This window comes from Bradyrhizobium sp. CCBAU 45394 (assembly GCF_028128655.1).
GTDB classification, from domain to species: Bacteria; Pseudomonadota; Alphaproteobacteria; order Rhizobiales; family Xanthobacteraceae; genus Bradyrhizobium; species Bradyrhizobium diazoefficiens.
In genome coordinates, this window is sequence record NZ_LBIX01000177.1 from 748,539 (window position 1) to 765,068 (window position 16,530).

The window sequence follows — 16,530 nt, forward strand, 5'->3', positions numbered from 1 at the left end:
ACTGAAGACCTGAATGGATCGTCTCGTCGCCCTTGCCGTCAACCGGCGCTACCTGATGGTCGGCATGTTCGTTGCCGTGCTGATCGGCGGCTTGATCGCGTTCAACCAACTCAATATCGAGGCCTATCCCGACCCGACCCCGCCGATGGTCGACATCGTGACGCAGAGCCCGGGCCTGTCGGCCGAGGAAATCGAGCGTTACATCACGATCCCGATCGAGACCCAGGTCGCGGGTCTGAAGAACCTCACGACCATCCGCACCATCTCGCTCTACGGCCTCTCTGACATCAAGCTCCAGTTCTCCTTCGCCTACACCTACGACGAGGCGTTGCAGCAGGTCTTGAACCGCCTGGCGCAGCTCGCGCCGCTGCCGGGCAATGTGCAGCCGCAGATCTCGCCGCTCAGCCCGATCGGCGAGATCTTCCGCTACCGCCTGGTCGGCCCGCCGAACTACAGCGTGCTCGACCTCAAGACCATCCAGGACTGGATCCTGCAGCGCCGCTTCCGCGCCGTGCCGGGCGTCATCGACGTCACCGGCTGGGGCGGCAAGAGCAAGACCTACGAGCTCCAGGTCGATTTCAACAAGCTCGTCGCCAACGGCCTGACGCTTCCGCAACTGCTCCAGGCGGTCGGCAATGCGAACGTCAATGTCGGCGGCAACACCGTCAATATCGGCCAGCAATCGGCCGTGGTTCGCGGCGTCGGCCTGATACGTTCGATCGACGACCTTGCCAACACCATGGTCTCGCAGACCAACGGCAACCCGGTGCTGGTCAAGGACGTCGCCACAGTCACAGTCGGGCAGAGGCCTCGCCTCGGTATTGCCGGCATCGACGATGCCGACGACATCGTGCAGGGCATCGTCCTGATGCGCCGCGGCGAGCAGAGCTCGCCAACCATCAAGCGCGTCCACCAGCTCGTTCAAACCATCAACAACTCCAGCATTCTGCCGCCCGGCGTGCGCATCGAGCGCATCTACGACCGCGGCGACCTGATTGAGCTCACCACCCACACCGTGCTGCACAACATGGTGGTCGGCATTCTGCTGATCGTGCTGTTGCAGTGGATCTTCCTCGGCGACCTGCGCAGCGCGCTGATCGTCGGCGCCACCATTCCGTTCGCGCTGTTCTTCGCGGTGATCATCCTGGTGCTGCGCGGCGAATCGGCGAACCTGCTGTCGGTCGGCGCGATCGACTTCGGCCTGATCGTCGATGCCACCGTCATCATGGTGGAGGCGATCTTCCGCCGCCTGACGCAGACGACGCCGGTGTCCGAATCCGAGCACATGTCATCCGAGACGCTGTTCGGCATGAAGAGCCACGCCATCCTCAGCGCCGCGGCCGACGTGTCGCGCTCGATCTTCTTCGCCGCCGCCATCATTATCGCGGCCTTCCTGCCGCTGTTCACGCTCTCCGGCGTCGAAGGCAACATCTTCGGACCGATGGCGCGCACCTATGCCTATGCGCTTGCCGGCGGGCTGCTGGCCACCTTCACGGTGACGCCGGCGCTGTCCGCGATCATCCTGCCCGCGCATGTCGAGGAAACCGAGACCAAAGTCATGTTGATCCTGCACCGGATCTACATGCCGGTGCTGCATTGGGCCGTCGCCAATCGCGGCATCATGCTCGGCGGTGCGGTCGGCCTCGTGCTGATGACGGTGGCGCTCAGCCGGCTGCTCGGCCTCGAATTCCTGCCCAAGCTGGAAGAGGGCAATCTCTGGATCCGCGCCACGCTGCCGCCGACCATCTCGCTCCAGGAAGGCAACACCTACGTCAACGAGATGCGCAAGGTGATCCGCGCCCGGCCCGAGGTGGAATCGGTGGTGTCGCAGCACGGCCGTCCCGACGACGGCACCGACGCGGCCGGCTTCTTCAACGCCGAGTTCTTCGCGCCGCTCAAGCCCGTGAGCCAATGGCCCGGCACGCGCGACAAGGAAGAGCTGACCGCGCAACTGCTCAAGCAGCTCGACGACCGCTTCCCCGGCGTCGAGTTCAACTTCTCGCAATATCTCCAGGACAACGTCTCCGAGGCCGTCTCCGGCGTGAAGGGCGAGAACTCGATCAAGCTGTTCGGCAGCGATCTGCAGGCGCTTACCGACACCGCCAACAAGATCAAGCAGGTGCTGTCGACGGTGCAGGGTGTCACCGACCTTGCGGTGTTCACATCGCTCGGTCAGCCGACCATCCAGATCGACATCGACCGCGCCAAGGCCGCGCGCTACGGCCTCGCACCGGGCGACATCAACGCCACCATCAAGGTCGCGATTGGCGGCGACACCGCGGGCGATCTCTACGAGCCCGGAAGCGACCGCCATTTCCCGATCATCGTTCGGCTTGCGCCGGAATACCGCCGGAGCGCGGAGGCGATCCAGAACCTGCGCATCGGCGCGCCGGGGCCGAACGGGACCGTCACGCAGATCCCGTTGAGCGAGGTCGCCACCATCAGCCTCGTCTCGGGCGCGGCCTACATCTACCGCGAGCAGCAGGAGCGCTACCTGCCGATCAAGTTCTCGGTCCGCGAGCGCGATCTCGGCAGCGCGATCCGCGAGGCGCAGCAGAAGATCGCCGACCAGGTGCAACTGCCGCCCGGCTCGCACATGGACTGGGTCGGCGAGTTCGGCAATCTCCAGGACGCGATCCGGCGCCTGTCGATCGTGGTGCCGATTTCGCTGGCGCTGATCGGTGTTCTGCTCTGGTTCAATTTCGGCTCGATGACCGACACGCTGCTCGCGATGAGCGTGATCCCGATGGCGATCTTCGGCGGCGTGCTCGGGCTGTTGATCACCGGCACGGCGTTCAGCGTCTCTGCGGCGATCGGCTTCATCGCGCTGTTCGGCATCGCGGTCATGGATGGCATCATCATCCTGTCGCAGTTCAACCAGCTCATCGAGGAAGGCATGGACCGCGTGAGCGCGGTGATCCGCACCGGCGAGCTTCAGCTTCGGCCCGTGCTGATGACCTGCGTCGTCGCCGGCGTCGGCCTCTTGCCCGCTGCCCTGTCGGAGGGCATCGGATCGCAGGTGCAGAAGCCGCTCGCGGTCGTCGTCGTCACCGGCATGATGCTGGCGCCGGTCGTGATCCTGGTGACCTTGCCGGTCCTGATCTCCTTCTTCTCCCGCCGTGCGCGCTGATCGCGGGCGGCCGTCGCGACTCAGAATCCGTAGAGCCGCCCCGGATTGTCGACCAGGATCTTTTTGCGCACATCCGCATCCGGTGCCCACACCGGAAGCTGGTTGAGCAGGCGGCCGTCATCGATCTGGTAGAGAGGCGCGACGTCGGTGGCTTTCCGTCCCTCGACATGACTCGAATCCGGATGCGGCCAGTCGGTGCCCCAGACGATGCGATCCGGATTGGCCTCGATCAGCGCGCGCGCAAAGGGCACCATGTCCTGATAGTCCGGCGCGAGTTTTGACGAGCGATAGGCGCCGGAGATCTTCACATAGGCCTTGCCGGATTTGACGAGCGCGACCAGGTCGGAAAATCCCGGCTGCTCCAGCCCGAGCGAAGCCTCGAGGCCGCCGAAATGATCGAACACCGCGGGCACGGGCGCGGCCAGCACCAGGTCCTTGATCGCCGAGATCATCGGCAGCGTGGTGTAGAGCTGCACGTGCCAGCCGCGCGCCTTCATGCGCTCGACGGCCACAGTGAAGCGGGCCCGGCCGACATTGGGATCGCTGATGCCGCCGGTCGCAAGGTTGATGCGGATGCCGCGGAAGCCTTCCTGCTGCATCGCGTCGAGCTGCGCTTCGGTCGTCTTGTCGTCGATCACGGCGACCCCGCGCGCGGTCCCGCCACGCGCCTTCATGCCGAACAGAGTGGAGGAGTTGTCGGTGCCGTAGACGCTCGGCGTCACGATCACCACGCGCTCGATATGCAGCGCCTTGTGCAGCGCGGCCATTTCTTCAGGGCTCGCCAGCTCCGGCGTATAGACGCGGCCTGCGAAGAACGGAAACTTTTCGGGATCGCCATGGATGTGGGTGTGGCAGTCGCAGGCATGCGCCGGAACGTCGAAATTGACCGGCGTCGCGGGCTGCGACGCGCGGGCGTGGGCTTTGCTGGTCATGGCTACTCCGGCGGCAAGTGAGGCAAGCAGGACGCTGCGTCGGTCGAGCATGGTTTCTCTCCCTGCTTCGTTATTTGGAGGTTGGACCGGGACAGTATCACATCAGCCCGGCAATCGCTCCGCTTCGCTGCATAGCTGCTCGACAAGGTTCGCAAGCGGGTGTGAGCCGTCAACGCGCACGACCGGGCAGGGCAGGCCCGCGAGCCAGGCCTCATCTCTTGCGAGACTGCGGCCCTCGCGATCGCCGGCTTCGTAGCGCGAGGCCCATTCGACGAACGACTCCGTCTCCTCATGACGCCAGCCGCCCTGTGCGACGGCATCAGCTCCGAAATGCGCAGCCTCGCGGCCACGCAGGCGCTGCAAGCGAAGCTCGCGCGGCGTCGTCACAAAGACGACAAGATCGAAGAACGGGACGAGCTCGTCGCCCCAGCCGGTGACCGATCCGCTCAGCACCCAATCGAGACGCGGCAGAAACATCTCGCGCATCAGGCGCAGGCGCTCTGCGGCGGGGCGCGTCGTCTGGTAGGGCGGCGCGGTCGGCAGCCAGAAATAATCATCGCTGTCGTGATGCGGAAGCGCAAGCCGCCCGGCGAGCGCGCGGCCGAGCGTCGTCACGCCGGACCCCGAAGCTCCCATCAGATGGATGCGGCGGCTCTTCATGGCACCGGGCCAAAAGATTGAAACTACTGCCCCGACGGCGTGCGCAGGCCGTGCCAGGCGTCGCGGACCTGCTGGTAGTGCACCTCCGGCAGGTAGTCCGGCGTGTTCAGGCTCAAGGTCTTGACGTCGAGATGGCCGACGGCGCTGAGCAGCGTGTAGGAAGCGATCACGCGGTCGCGCAGCGCGCCGATCAGACGGGCCTTGGCCTGGATCAGATCGGCCTGCGAGTTCAGCACGTCCACCGTCGTGCGCTGTCCGCCGGCGGCCTCGCGCTGCACGCCCTGGAGCGCGACGGTCGCCGCCTTCACTTCGGACTCGGAGGCCGAGACCGCGATCTTGGCGCCTTCGTTCGCAACCCAGGCGCTGACCGCCGCGGTGCGGGCCTGATTGCGCACCTGGTCGAGCACGAGCCGGCTCTGAGCGGTAATCTCCTTGGCCTGCCGGGTCTGCGCGGCGGCCTGGCCGCCGTCATAGATCGGCGCGGTGACGTTGGCGACGATCGAGGCCTGGTCCTCTGCGAAGGTGCCGAGTGTGGGGTCGTTGTTGCGGCTTTTGCTGGCGCTGCCCTGGATGCTGGCGCTCGGCAGCAGGGCGCCTTCCGCGACGCGGATGTTGGTGGAGGCGACATCGACGTCGAAGCCTGCCGCCATCACGGCTGGATGCTGGCGGATCGCCATTGTCAGCGCATCCTCGCGGCTCTTCGGCAGATAGCGGTCGACCACTTCGGCGGCCCGAAGCTGCGATGGCGCATTGCCGATCACCTGCGCGTATATAGCCTGGCTCACCGCGAGCGCGACTTCGGCGGCATTGAGGTCGGAGAGCCCGCGGTTGAGACGGGCCTCGGCCTGCGCGGTGTCGGTCGGCGTGACGTCGCCGGCGTTGAGACGGCGCTGGGTGACGGAAAGCGTCTCGCGCAGGAAGGCGACGTTGGAGCGCTGCGCCTCCACCAGCGACTGATTCGCCAGCACATTGGTGTAGGCGGTGACCGCGTCGAGCAGCACGCCCTGGCCGACATTGCGCAGCGCCTCGCGGCCCGACTGCACCTGGAGCTCGGCGGCCCGCACGTTATTGGCGGTGCGGAAGCCGTTGAACAGGGTCTGCGTCACGGTGACGCCGATGACCCATGGCGTCAGATTGGCGGTCTGGATCGTGTTGTTGGGCAACAGGTTGCGCACCGACTGCAAGCCGGCGCTGAGGCTTGCAACGAGTTGCGGCCGGTAGCCGGCGAGCGCCTGCGGCACGTTCTCATCGGTCGCACGCTGCCGCGCGCGCTCGGCATTGAGCTGCGGGTTGGTCTGGTAGGCCTTGGCCAGCGCCTCCGGCAGGGCTTCGGCCCCGGCGGCCGAGGGCAGGGCGCAACAGAGCGCCAGCGCGGTCCATGTCGCAAGCACAGGACCCACGCCCGATCGATGCCGCGTCATCACGCGACCAACTCTGGCGGCACGCCCAATCATGTAATCCCGCTAAACCCCGGCTGTCCGCCCCCGCCGACGGTGGCCTCTTAACTGTTTAACCAGCCGGGGTCCCGCAGGCAAACTGCCGCGGGGAAAACCCCCATGTATTCCGTGCTTGTTGCAGGCGCGTCACAGGGGTTGTGCGGGAAAGCGTCAGAGCCTTACACCGGCCTGACCAGGTGCCGCCTCAGCGGTTCTTGTTCACCGGTTTGCGCTTCTCGATGAACGCGGCCATGCCCTCGGAGCGGTCTTCCAGCGCGAAGGTCGAGTGGAACAGGTTGCGCTCGACGCTCATGCCCTCGGCGAGCGTGGTCTCGAAGGCGCGGTTCACCGCTTCCTTGGCCATGGCGACGGCGGGCCGTGACATCGACGCGATCTTTTCGGCGGCCGCCATCACCTCGTCCATGAGCTTGTCGGCGGGCACGATGCGGCTGACAAGGCCGCTTCGCTCGGCTTCCGCCGCATCCATCATGCGGCCGGTGAGGCAGAGGTCCATCGCCTTGGACTTGCCGATCGCGCGGGTCAGGCGCTGGGTGCCGCCGATGCCGGGAATGGTGCCGAGCGTGATTTCGGGCTGGCCGAACTTGGCGGTGTCGGCGGCGATGATGAAGTCGCACATCATGGCGAGCTCGCAGCCGCCGCCGAGCGCGTAGCCCGCGACAGCGGCGATGGTCGGCTTGCGGCAGCGCGCGACGCGGTCGCCGCCGATCGCGGCGAAATCCTCGGAGAACATGTCGATGAAGCCCTTCGGCTGCATCTCCTTGATGTCGGCGCCGGCGGCAAAGGCCTTCTCGCTGCCGGTCACGACGATGCAGCCGATGGCATCATCGCCCTCGAGATCGTCGACGGCGGCCGCAATCTCGCGGAAGACGCCGAAGGAGAGCGCATTGAGCATCTTCGGCCGGTTCAGCTTGATGATGCCGACCGCGCCTTGGCTTTCGACGATGATGTGTTCGAACGTGCTCATGCTCCACCCACGCTTCTGATTGGGCGGGCAATGTGCCTGCTGCCGCGGTGGGCTTCAAGGGGCCCCGAAAAGCTGCCGGAACAAGGCCGCCCGGGACGCGCAGCAAACTGCGCGTCCCGGGCGAGGTCCGTCGGGCCAAAAGATCAGGCCATAAGATCAGGCCAAGAACTCAGGCCAAGAGATCAGGCCATGAACATCCGCGCGGCGGAGGCCAGGGTCAGCAGCGTGCCGACGCCGATGAAGATCTTGCCGATCAGGGAGCTCTGGTCCCAGGCCGAGCTCTGGTGGCTGCTCGCCATCACCGGCGCGGGTCGCGGCTGCGCGTCGGTTGCGGCGATCACCGCGTTCTGCTTCTGCGCCGGCGGGCTGTCCTGTTGCAGGGCGCGGTCGAGATCGTTGAGCTGGTCGGGCGCCACCACCTGGCTCTCGGCATTCGGGGCGGCGGTATTATCGGCCGCTGCCTGGACGTTGTCGTTGGCGCGGTCCGTCATCGCGGAGGCCGCAGCCGCGGGCGGCGTATCGGCGGCGGCGAGCTGAGCCTTAGCGTTGGCGACCTCCGGCGGCATCTGGCTCGAGGCCGGCACATCGCCACCAGCCTTGTTGTCGGCCTTGCTGTCAGCCCTGGCCGCATCGGTCTTTGCCGCAGCGTCCGTCTTGCCGGCCTTGTCGTCGGAGGACTTCTGCGCCGTCTTGCTGCTGGTGCGGCGCGCAGAGTGACGCCGGTGCTTGCTCGGCTGGACTGCATCAGCCTGTTTGCCTGCGCTGTCCGATGGGCTGCTCGCAGCCGAACTCGGCGCCGCCTGTGCAGCGCCTCCGAACAGCAGGAAAAGCCCGGCCAAAAGAATCAGGGCAGCGCGCCCGCTGGCTTTGATCATGTTGACGATCTCCCCAATCCACCCATGCCCGGACCGAACAGAGACGCCGTGGCGTGACGATAGCGGGGCAAAAAATGGGAATCTTCGGGCTAGACCGGGCAAAAACGGGGCAAGCCGCCCCTTCGCGGCCGGTCGCCGGATGCGAACGGGACCGATCGGTGTTATGAGCCGTCGCGGATTTCCACGGCCGCATTGGACGGTGGCACAGCGTCAATCACGAAACCGTGATCGTACCGGTGCCGGCGTAACAAATTGAAAGAGCGGCCGAATTGCATGATGAGGGCGCGGGTGCGCGGACGTGAGGACGAATGGACCGGCCTGATGCGGTCGGCCATGGCGGGCGATGATGCGGCGTATCATCGCCTGTTGAAGGCGGTCACGCCGGTGCTGCGCGCTGCCGCGAGGCGCGGGCTGGCGCGGGCCGGCCAGCCTCCCGACCAGGCCGAGGATATCGTGCAGGAGATTCTGTTGGCGGTGCATCTGAAGCGGCACACCTGGGACAGCGAAGCCCCCTTCGCACCCTGGCTGTTCGCGATCGCCCGCAACAAGCTGATCGATGCGCTAAGACGACGTGGCCGGCGGGTCTTCGTCAACATCGATGATTTCGCCGAGACCCTGCCGGGCGAGACGCCGCAGGAGACGGCTTCGGCGGGCGAGGTCACGGCGCAGCTCAACACGCTGCCGCAGCGCCAGCGCGACGTGTTGCAGTCGATCGCGGTCGACAGCGCGTCGATCAAGGACACGGCGGCAAAGTTTTCGATGAGCGAGGGCGCAGTACGGGTCGCGCTGCATCGCGGGCTTGCGGCGCTCACGGCCAAACTGCGGGACCACTAGTCATGGATACCGATCAACTCATTCGCTCGCTTGCGGCCGACAACGCCCATCGCACCCCGCGCGTCGGCGCCGTGCTGACCATGGCGCTCCTGGTCGCCGCGCCGCTGTCGATCCTGATCTTCGCGACGTTCCTCGGCGTGCGGCCCGACGTGATGAGTGCCATGCACAACCCGTTCTTCGACATGAAGTTCGCCGTGACGCTGTCGCTCGCGATCCCCGCGATCATCGTCAGCCTGCATCTGTCGCGGCCCGAGGCCTTGCTGCGCGGCTGGGGCTGGCTATTGCTGCTTCCCGTCGGCCTTCTTGCGGTCGCGATCGGCGGCGAGACGATGATGGCGCCGGCCATGCCGATGTCGATGCGCTTGATGGGCAAGAACTCCAGGGTTTGCCTGCTGGCGATCCCGGCGATGTCGCTGCCGCTGCTGGCGGGGGCGCTGTTCGGCCTGCGCCACGGCGCGCCATCGCACCCCGCGCTCGCCGGTGCGCTCGCCGGCCTGGTGTCGGCCGGGCTCGCTGCGACGCTCTACGCCTCGCACTGCACCGACGACTCGCCGCTGTTCGTCGCGACCTGGTACACGATCGCGACGGCGCTGGTAGCCGCGATCGGAGCGCTGCTCGGGGCGAGGGTGTTGCGGTATTAGGCCGCGGGCGTCGTGCCGTGCTGCATGCGGTGGAAACGCAGCACCTGCTGCGCGGTCGATGAGCGCAGGGCCTCGTAGGTATCGCGCAGCGTCAGCATGTCGGTCTGCGAGCCGCCCGAGAGCTTTTCGCGCAGGGCGATGATTGCGCGCACGCTCGCCCACGACATGCCCGCGACCTTGGCGAGGATCATCACGCCCTCGGTGCGGCTCTCGATCATCATGTTCTCGGCGGTCTCGACCGCAACGCCGGCGAGCGCCGCGAGGCCCGCATTGGTCTCGTCGAACTTGCCTTGCTCGGCGAAGGCGGTGACCTGGAATTCGTTGAGGCGGCCGTCCTCGTGGAGCGACTTTACCAGCGCGCGCGCTATCTCGGTTTGCCGGGTCATGGCCGCGGCGCGGACCCGCTGGGCCGCTTCCTGGACCACGCTCGACACCTCGTCCGCGAGCTCCGGATGCGCGGCCTCGAGCTTCCTGCGCACGCTCAGGGACGCCTTCGCGACCAGCTTCAGGTAGTGATGGCGCGGCAGGTCGGGCCGCAGGCCGATGCATGTGGCGAGGTCGTCGTCGCGCTCGGCCCGCGTGACGAGGTCGGAGAGGCTGTCCTCGGAGAGCTGTGCGCCGGGATTGCTGACGGTCGATTGCACGACGTCCTCGTTGCCGCGCGTCACCAGCACGTCGGTGAGTGCTGCCGACAGCACCCGCCGCAGCGAGATCGCCTTCAGATGCGCCTGGCTCCGCGTGCGCGCGATCTCGATCAGGGTCGCCTCGTCCAGCCGTTCCGATTTCGACAGCACCGGTCCTGCGACCTCGATCACCTCGTCGAGCGCGAGCGTGCGGATGATCTTCGGCGGTGCCGCCGCGATCGGTGCGAGGCGGTCGGCGAGCAGCGTCCTCGCCGAGGTCTCGATCTGTTCGATCAGGCACTGGAATACGTCGTCGAACACGCGGATGTGCTCGTCGGAGTAATCCACTGCATTGCCCACGAACAGATCGGTGACGCGGCGCAGCGCCTCGACCCGGCGCGCAACGGTGCCGTGCGAGAGCGCAGCCTGCAATTCCTCGAGCAGGTTCTCGGATGGTCTGGCGGATCTGGATATCATTGCCCTGTCCTGGAGCGTTTGGTCCGGCGGCGGCTTCTCACGTGCCGGAGAAAATGGGTTGGTCAGTTCGTTGCAATACGGTTGCGGCCTTGCGCCTTGGCTGAATAGAGCGCGCTGTCGGCGCGCGCGAGAAACGTGTCGGCAGTATCAACGTCGCGCAGCGTCACGACGCCCGCGGAAATCGTCACGCGCATGCCGGGGGAGAATGCGCTCCAGTCGAGATCGGCGACGATGCTGCGCAAGCGCTCGAGCATGCGCGAGGCCGCCTCGCCGTCGGTGTCCGGCAGCAACAGCAGGAATTCCTCGCCGCCGTAGCGGCCGAAGCAGTCGGTCGGGCGGATGTTGGCGAATATGGTGATCGCGAAGGTGCGCAGCACCTCGTCGCCGATGGGATGGCCGTGGGCATCGTTGATGCGCTTGAACCAGTCGAGATCGATCAGCGCGATCGCGCAAGATGTCGATGCCCGCCGCGACTTGTCCATCTCGACGTCGAGCAGTCGCATGATGCAGCGGCGGTTGTAGGAGCCGGTCAGCTCGTCGAGCTCGGCCAGTTCCTCGATGCGCTGATAGGCAGCCTTCAGCTCGATGCTGCGCTGGTACAGGATCTTGCGTAGCGTGGCGCCGAACAGGCCGAGGAAGGCGCACTGGCCGATCACCAGCACGAAGCACAGCATCGAGGCGGTCCGCTGCAGCCGGGTTGCAACGGGCATGCCGATCGGCAGGTCGGAGGCGAGGAAGACGGCGGCAAGGCCGATGGCTGCGAGCGTCCAGGTGATCATCGCCTGGGCCGAGGTCATGCGCAGCGTGCCGAAGGCGAAGATCAGGAACAGCACGCAGATGAAGGCGATGCCGATGGTCGGGACCGACAGCAGGAACACGAATTGCAGCGCCATATGCGCCGAGATCTGGAAGACGGTGAGATAGTGGTCGGTGAATCTGTCGCCGATGCCGGCTTCCGACAGCACGGTGAACGTGCCGATGATCAGGAGGCCGCCGAACCAGAACAGCGAGGCAATGTCGACCGAGATCGTGCCGTCATAGGCGTAGATCAGCAGGACCGAGGCGCCGAGCGAGTAGCTCGCCACCTGGCCGACATACATCTGGCGGCGCTGCCGGGCCCGGCGCTCCCGGACTTCGGGGGCCGCCGCCTCGGGCGCGAGAACGAGTTCCGCGACCTCAGCGGCATTCCTCTCCGGAAAGGACGTCGCGGCCGTGTTCATGGTCCCGCCAATGGTGGATGTCAGCCCAAAAATCTACGTGGCAAGCCTTTAGGTTTGGTATCCTTTGGAAGCGAATCCGAACCGTGCAGCGCAGAACAGGGTGATGTCGGTCGCTGGGGGAATTTGCCGGCGATTAGGCATCGTTTGCGATGCGGTCGAGCCAAAGCAGGCCTTCGTGAGACATACGTCGTGCAGGACTGCTATGGAACCGAACTTGGTCGGCCCGCCCGTGACCGGGCAGGCGTTCCGCAGGGAAATGTTGCAGTATTATGTTACCGATCTGGATCCAAACGGCCGACCCGCACGGGCGGGACAGGAAAAATCCGCGTATGTGGGGTAGATCACACAAGCTCCCGTATGACTGCGGTAGGTTGAACAATTTTGCACCTTCCGTCGAACCGTCCGCTGCATCGACCCGACCAACCTTGCGAGACGGCCTTTGAGCGTGACACAGGCGGCTTCGGACGAGATCCTCATCGCCAGGATCGCTCAGGGTGACCGGCTTGCCATGCAGGTGCTGTACGGGCGGCACCATGTCAGGGTCTACAGGTTCGGCCTCAGGCTCGTACGGGACGAGCAGGCGGCGGAAGACCTCATCAGCGAGGTGTTTCTCGACGTCTGGCGTCAAGCCGGCAAGTTCGAGGGTCGATCCGCAGTTTCCACTTGGCTGCTGGCCATTACCCGATTCAAGGCCCTCTCGGCGCTCCGGCGCAGGAAGGACTTTGAGTTGGACGAAGACGCCGCGAACGCGATCGAGGATACGTCCGACAATCCGGAAACGGTGGTGCAGAAGAAGGATACCAGTGAAGCGTTGCGGGAGTGTCTGACGGGCCTCTCGCCGGAACACCGGGAAATCGTCGATCTCGTCTACTACCACGAGAAGTCCGTGGAAGAAGTGGCCGAAATCGTCGGGATACCGGAGAACACTGTAAAGACGCGCTTGTTCTATGCGCGCAAGAAACTGGCCGAACTGCTGAAGGCAGCCGGCGTTGAGCGAGGCTGGCCATGATGGCTTTGAGCAAAAAGATGCTGGAGCAAGAGCCCAGTGAGATTGAACTGCTGCTGCCGTGGCACGCGGCCGGCACGCTGAACGCGCGCGACGCCCGCCGCGTCGAGGACGCGCTGGCGCGTGATCCCGAGCTCGCGAAACAATATGCCGCGATCCGCGGCGAGTACGAAGAGACCATCCATCTGAACGAGAGCCTGGGGGCTCCGTCGGCACGCGCGATGCAGAAGCTGTTCGGCGCGATCGACGCCGAGCCGGCGCGTGAGACCGGATCGCTGCCGCTGTCGGCGCGCATCGCGACCTTCTTCGCGAGCCTGTCGCCGCGGACCCTGGCCTGGTCGGCGAGCCTCGGTGCAGTCGCGCTCGTGCTCCAGGCCGGCATCATCGGCGCGGTGCTGATGAAGACCCAGCCCACGACCTTCCAGACCGCCTCGCTTTCGACCAGCGCGCCGATCACGCGCGAGCTTGGCGCTGCCGTTGCGCCGGCGCGCGCGCTGGTGCGCTTCACGCCCGAGGCGCGGGTCGCCGACATCACGGCGCTGCTCGACAGCTACCAGGCCTCGATCATCGGGGATGCCAAGGGCGGCATGTTCCGCCTCCAGTTCGACAAGGCGATGAGCCAGGACGAACTCGCCTCGCTGCTCGGCAGGATGCAGCGCGAGAAGTTCGTCAACCTCGCCGTCGCGGCGCCGTAAGGCGCCGCTGAACCGATGACGCGCAAGTCCGAGAGTAAGTCGCGAGCCGGGGCCTACGCTTCGTCGGTCGGAGCCGCGCTCCTGCTCGCCGCCAGTCTCGGCGTCGAGATTGCGCAGGCGCAGGCGATCATGCGCACGCCCACGATCAGCGTTCCCTCGCGCACGCCGACCATCTCTCCCAACGTCGCTGCGCGGGCGGTGAGCATTGATCGCGGCCCGCGCACGATGACGACCGCACGTATCTCTACGCCCCGAATAGGGCCGGCGCCGGTGCTGCCTTATGCGCGCTACTCGCCGAACCTGTATCCGTCCTGCACGGCACCGTACCGCGACGCCGACGGCGAATGCCTGGCGCAGCCAAATACAGGCGGTGACGGCGCCGGCAAGTCCGGCAAGAAGAGCGCGGGCAAGGGGCGCGGCAACAACACGCCCGTCGCCCTGAACCAGCGCATCTTCGCAGGCGAATTCGTCGCCGAGATCGACGGCGCGCTATCGGTGACCGAAGCCGATGAGCTCGCGCGTCGCCACGGCCTCGCGCGCGTCGCGTCCGAGAATTTTCCGCTGATCGGGGCGACCTTCGGCCTGTTCCGCATCACCGACGGCCGGCCCGCCGAGACGGTGCGGCGCGAATTCGCCGCCGACGGTAGCGTGCGCTCGGTCCAGCCCAACTTCCGCTACGTGCTCCAGGACCAGAAATCCTCCGTGCCGACCGAGGGCGATCCCGCGCAATATGTGCTGACAAAGCTTCGCCTCCCGCAGGCGCACACGCTGGCGCACGGCGCCAACGTGACGGTTGCCGTGATCGACTCCGGCATCGACGCCAAACATCCCGAGCTCGCCAATTCCATCGCCGACAATTTCGACGCGCTCGGCAGCGCCGAGGGCCCGCATATTCACGGCACCGGCATCGCCGGGGCGATCGTGGCGCATGCCCGGCTGATGGGCAGCGCGCCCGAGGCGCGCATCATCGCGATCCGCGCCTTCGGCGGCACCACGGGTGGCGCCGAGAGCTCGTCCTATATCATCCTGCGCTCGTTGAACTACGCCGCCGAGCATGGCGCGCAGATCGTCAATATGAGCTTTGCAGGTCCGAAGGATGCCGTGATCGAGCGGGCCATCGCGGCGACCGCGGCGCGCGGCCTCGTGCTGATCGCGGCCGCCGGCAATGCGGGTGCGAAATCGCCGCCGCTCTATCCCGCCGCCAATCCCAACGTGATCGCGGTCAGCGCGACCGACCAGCAGGACAAGTTGTTCACCGCCTCGAACCGCGGCAACTACATCGCGCTGGCGGCGCCGGGCGTCGACATCTTCCTGCCGGCGCCGGAAGGCAAATACCAGATGACGTCGGGAACCTCGTTCTCGGCGGCCTATGTCTCCGGCGTCGCGGCGCTGCTGCTCGAGCGCAACTACGCGCTCAAGCCGGAGGCGCTGCGCATGACGCTTGCGAAGACCGCGCGCGATCTCGGCTCACCCGGGCGTGATGATCTGTTCGGCGACGGCGAGGCCGATGCGTTTGCCGCGATCATGGCTGTTCCCGCCGACAGCGCGACGCCGGTTGCGGCTGCGTCCGGTACAACAAAACGTGAAGATGGGCAGCCACGTCGCGACGAGCCCGGCATCCGCGCGATCGAGCAGCCCTCGCTGTCGAGCTCGGATGATAAATCCACGATTTCTCAGGTGGATAGGCCGGCGACGCGATAGGCGCTGCGACAACTTTGCGCGCGGGTCGAAGGTTAAATAATCGAACGCCGCATTGAACGTTCAGCCGGCTGCCACGACCAAATTATGTGGGAGCGGTCATCCCTCCCCATCAGTCATATCAGGCGCGAGCGCCCATCCACCCCAAGCGCCCATATGGCTCGACCCGTCCGGTTGTCCCCCCGGACGGGTCTTTTCTTTTCGGGGCATCCGATTCCTTGAAGCCGTGTTTGAGATCAGCTTCCGGTTGAGCGATCGCGTTTGCGTTCATCGCCATCGGTCGGCCGGCATCTCGCACGCCCGCTATGCTTGTGCGAAGCTTGACTCGAAAACACAGCAAATCTCCGCACGACTACGGTCTTTGACGACGAACGAGGTGTCGTTGCTGGACAAGTCAAAACTTTTCCACAAAATATTCATGTCGCGTCTAAATTGATTCGTGTGCGTTGCGTCCCCCGCGTCCGTATTTTTCTCCTGACGGGCTGGTCCATGACACATCGCCAAGAGTCTGTTCGCGATCTTGTTCGCGGCGCGGCTGGTAGCCGTGAGATCGCGGCACGCTGGTGCGTTCTCGCGGAACAGCGGCTGCAACATCTCTCCGAAATGTTCGAGACCGGACGCTGGCGCCGCTATCACTCCGAGATCGCATTCCTCGAAAACATCCAGGAAGCCAAGCGCGCCGTCCAGACCTGGCGCGCCATCGCCACCGGCGGGGACGTTGCCGCGGCGGCCGCGAGCGTCACCCCCGCATTCGGCTGGTCGCCGGCGACAATGCCCCGCATGGCGCCGCGCGAGCAGCAGGCCCAGACCATGCAGCCGAAGGCGGTCCACATCGCCCCCGAGACCGCCGTGCCGGTCAGGCTCGCCCCCACGCCGAATGTGCTCGCCGAGGTGACCGAAGCCCCGCTCGTGCCGCTCGCTCCCAGCGCACCGCTCGCGGCGCCCGCTGCGGTGGCATCGTTCACTGCACCCGCCGCCGTCCCCCCGCTCAAGGCTCCCGCGGCGAGGGCGCTGCCGACGGTACCTGTCGTGAGGCCGCCGTCCGCAGCGCCTGCTGCGTTGGCGCCGCGCACCGCGCCTCCCGTGAGGTCGCCGTTCGCCGAACCCGCTGCAATAGCATCGGTTGCCGCACCTGCAGTGAAGGCGCCTGCCGCGGTGGCAACGCTGCTGCAGCAATTCTCGCCCCCGGCGGACGAAATCGTCGCCGCCCCCGAGCGCGTCGTCGAATTCACCCTCAGCCTCGACGGCATCGAAGCGAAATACCCGCTGCTGCGGAATACGTTCTAAGAGGAAAGGTGAGGCGGCCGCGCCTTTTCAA

At 66.1% G+C, this 16,530-nt stretch carries 14 protein-coding genes; 7 read left to right on the plus strand and 7 right to left on the minus strand.

What is annotated here, in order from left to right:
* The first annotated feature begins 13 nt into the window (after positions 1–13).
* Entirely contained in the window at positions 14–3,130 is a 3,117-nt protein-coding gene (locus tag WN73_RS44180) for an efflux RND transporter permease subunit (protein ID WP_028172309.1), read from the plus strand.
* Between the two features lie 20 nt (positions 3,131–3,150).
* On the opposite strand, the gene WN73_RS44185 is transcribed toward WN73_RS44180, so the two are convergent.
* From WN73_RS44185 to WN73_RS44205, 5 genes are all read right to left on the minus strand, one after another.
* Positions 3,151–4,113: an amidohydrolase family protein gene (locus tag WN73_RS44185; protein WP_028172308.1), complete on the minus strand. Its 963-nt coding sequence runs from the start codon at positions 4,111–4,113 to the stop codon at positions 3,151–3,153.
* A gap of 51 nt (positions 4,114–4,164) precedes the next feature.
* Positions 4,165–4,722, minus strand: a complete 558-nt coding sequence (locus WN73_RS44190; protein WP_028172307.1) for a hypothetical protein — start codon at positions 4,720–4,722, stop codon at positions 4,165–4,167.
* Between the two features lie 23 nt (positions 4,723–4,745).
* Positions 4,746–6,176 carry a TolC family outer membrane protein gene (locus WN73_RS44195; RefSeq protein WP_028172306.1) on the minus strand — a complete coding sequence of 477 codons (1,431 nt, stop codon included), beginning with the start codon at positions 6,174–6,176 and terminating at the stop codon, positions 4,746–4,748.
* A 187-nt stretch (positions 6,177–6,363) separates the two neighbouring features.
* Complete coding sequence (locus tag WN73_RS44200) at positions 6,364–7,143, minus strand: enoyl-CoA hydratase (RefSeq protein ID WP_011085820.1); 780 nt, start codon at positions 7,141–7,143, stop codon at positions 6,364–6,366.
* A gap of 182 nt (positions 7,144–7,325) precedes the next feature.
* Entirely contained in the window at positions 7,326–8,018 is a 693-nt protein-coding gene (locus tag WN73_RS44205) for a hypothetical protein (protein WP_028172305.1), read from the minus strand.
* Positions 8,019–8,306: 288 nt separating this feature from the next.
* Here WN73_RS44205 and WN73_RS44210 point away from each other — a divergent pair, with 288 nt between their 5' ends.
* Together WN73_RS44210 and WN73_RS44215 are read left to right on the plus strand one after the other, a co-directional pair.
* Positions 8,307–8,852, plus strand: coding sequence for a sigma-70 family RNA polymerase sigma factor (locus tag WN73_RS44210; RefSeq protein ID WP_028172304.1), 546 nt, complete (start codon positions 8,307–8,309; stop codon positions 8,850–8,852).
* A 2-nt stretch (positions 8,853–8,854) separates the two neighbouring features.
* A complete protein-coding gene (locus WN73_RS44215; RefSeq protein WP_011085823.1) occupies positions 8,855–9,493 on the plus strand; it encodes an NrsF family protein in 639 nt (212 codons plus the stop codon).
* Here the strand turns inward: WN73_RS44215 and WN73_RS44220 are convergent.
* Together WN73_RS44220 and WN73_RS44225 are read right to left on the minus strand one after the other, a co-directional pair.
* Positions 9,490–10,593, minus strand: a complete 1,104-nt coding sequence (locus tag WN73_RS44220; protein ID WP_028172303.1) for a DUF2336 domain-containing protein — start codon at positions 10,591–10,593, stop codon at positions 9,490–9,492. The two genes, WN73_RS44215 and WN73_RS44220, sit on opposite strands and share 4 nt — an antisense overlap.
* Positions 10,594–10,655: 62 nt before the next feature.
* The gene (locus WN73_RS44225; RefSeq protein ID WP_271558447.1) at positions 10,656–11,813 is read right to left on the minus strand and encodes a GGDEF domain-containing protein; all 1,158 of its coding nucleotides are present in this window, start codon (positions 11,811–11,813) and stop codon (positions 10,656–10,658) included.
* A gap of 439 nt (positions 11,814–12,252) precedes the next feature.
* Here WN73_RS44225 and WN73_RS44230 point away from each other — a divergent pair, with 439 nt between their 5' ends.
* From WN73_RS44230 to WN73_RS44245, 4 genes are all read left to right on the plus strand, one after another.
* Positions 12,253–12,822 carry a sigma-70 family RNA polymerase sigma factor gene (locus WN73_RS44230; RefSeq protein WP_038965738.1) on the plus strand — a complete coding sequence of 190 codons (570 nt, stop codon included), beginning with the start codon at positions 12,253–12,255 and terminating at the stop codon, positions 12,820–12,822.
* Positions 12,819–13,514 (plus strand): hypothetical protein, encoded by a 696-nt coding sequence (locus WN73_RS44235; RefSeq protein WP_011085827.1) that lies wholly within the window; start codon positions 12,819–12,821, stop codon positions 13,512–13,514. Before WN73_RS44230 ends, WN73_RS44235 begins: the two co-directional genes overlap by 4 nt.
* 15 nt (positions 13,515–13,529) lie before the next feature.
* On the plus strand, positions 13,530–15,215 hold the full coding sequence (locus tag WN73_RS44240; RefSeq protein ID WP_271558448.1) for a S8 family serine peptidase: 1,686 nt from the start codon (positions 13,530–13,532) through the stop codon (positions 15,213–15,215).
* Positions 15,216–15,701: 486 nt separating this feature from the next.
* Positions 15,702–16,499: a TIGR03809 family protein gene (locus WN73_RS44245; RefSeq protein ID WP_049832423.1), complete on the plus strand. Its 798-nt coding sequence runs from the start codon at positions 15,702–15,704 to the stop codon at positions 16,497–16,499.
* Positions 16,500–16,530 lie beyond the last annotated feature (31 nt).

Coding starts and splice junctions, on each gene's coding strand:
- WN73_RS44200 (WP_011085820.1), bottom strand. CDS start 7,143: ATGAGCACGTTCGAACACATCATCGTCGAAAGCCAAGGCGCGGTCGGC.
- WN73_RS44235 (WP_011085827.1), top strand. CDS start 12,819: ATGATGGCTTTGAGCAAAAAGATGCTGGAGCAAGAGCCCAGTGAGATT.
- WN73_RS44190 (WP_028172307.1), bottom strand. CDS start 4,722: ATGAAGAGCCGCCGCATCCATCTGATGGGAGCTTCGGGGTCCGGCGTG.
- WN73_RS44205 (WP_028172305.1), bottom strand. CDS start 8,018: ATGATCAAAGCCAGCGGGCGCGCTGCCCTGATTCTTTTGGCCGGGCTT.
- WN73_RS44245 (WP_049832423.1), top strand. CDS start 15,702: ATGACACATCGCCAAGAGTCTGTTCGCGATCTTGTTCGCGGCGCGGCT.
- WN73_RS44220 (WP_028172303.1), bottom strand. CDS start 10,593: ATGATATCCAGATCCGCCAGACCATCCGAGAACCTGCTCGAGGAATTG.
- WN73_RS44240 (WP_271558448.1), top strand. CDS start 13,530: ATGACGCGCAAGTCCGAGAGTAAGTCGCGAGCCGGGGCCTACGCTTCG.
- WN73_RS44195 (WP_028172306.1), bottom strand. CDS start 6,176: ATGATTGGGCGTGCCGCCAGAGTTGGTCGCGTGATGACGCGGCATCGA.
- WN73_RS44185 (WP_028172308.1), bottom strand. CDS start 4,113: ATGCTCGACCGACGCAGCGTCCTGCTTGCCTCACTTGCCGCCGGAGTA.
- WN73_RS44225 (WP_271558447.1), bottom strand. CDS start 11,813: ATGAACACGGCCGCGACGTCCTTTCCGGAGAGGAATGCCGCTGAGGTC.
- WN73_RS44180 (WP_028172309.1), top strand. CDS start 14: ATGGATCGTCTCGTCGCCCTTGCCGTCAACCGGCGCTACCTGATGGTC.
- WN73_RS44215 (WP_011085823.1), top strand. CDS start 8,855: ATGGATACCGATCAACTCATTCGCTCGCTTGCGGCCGACAACGCCCAT.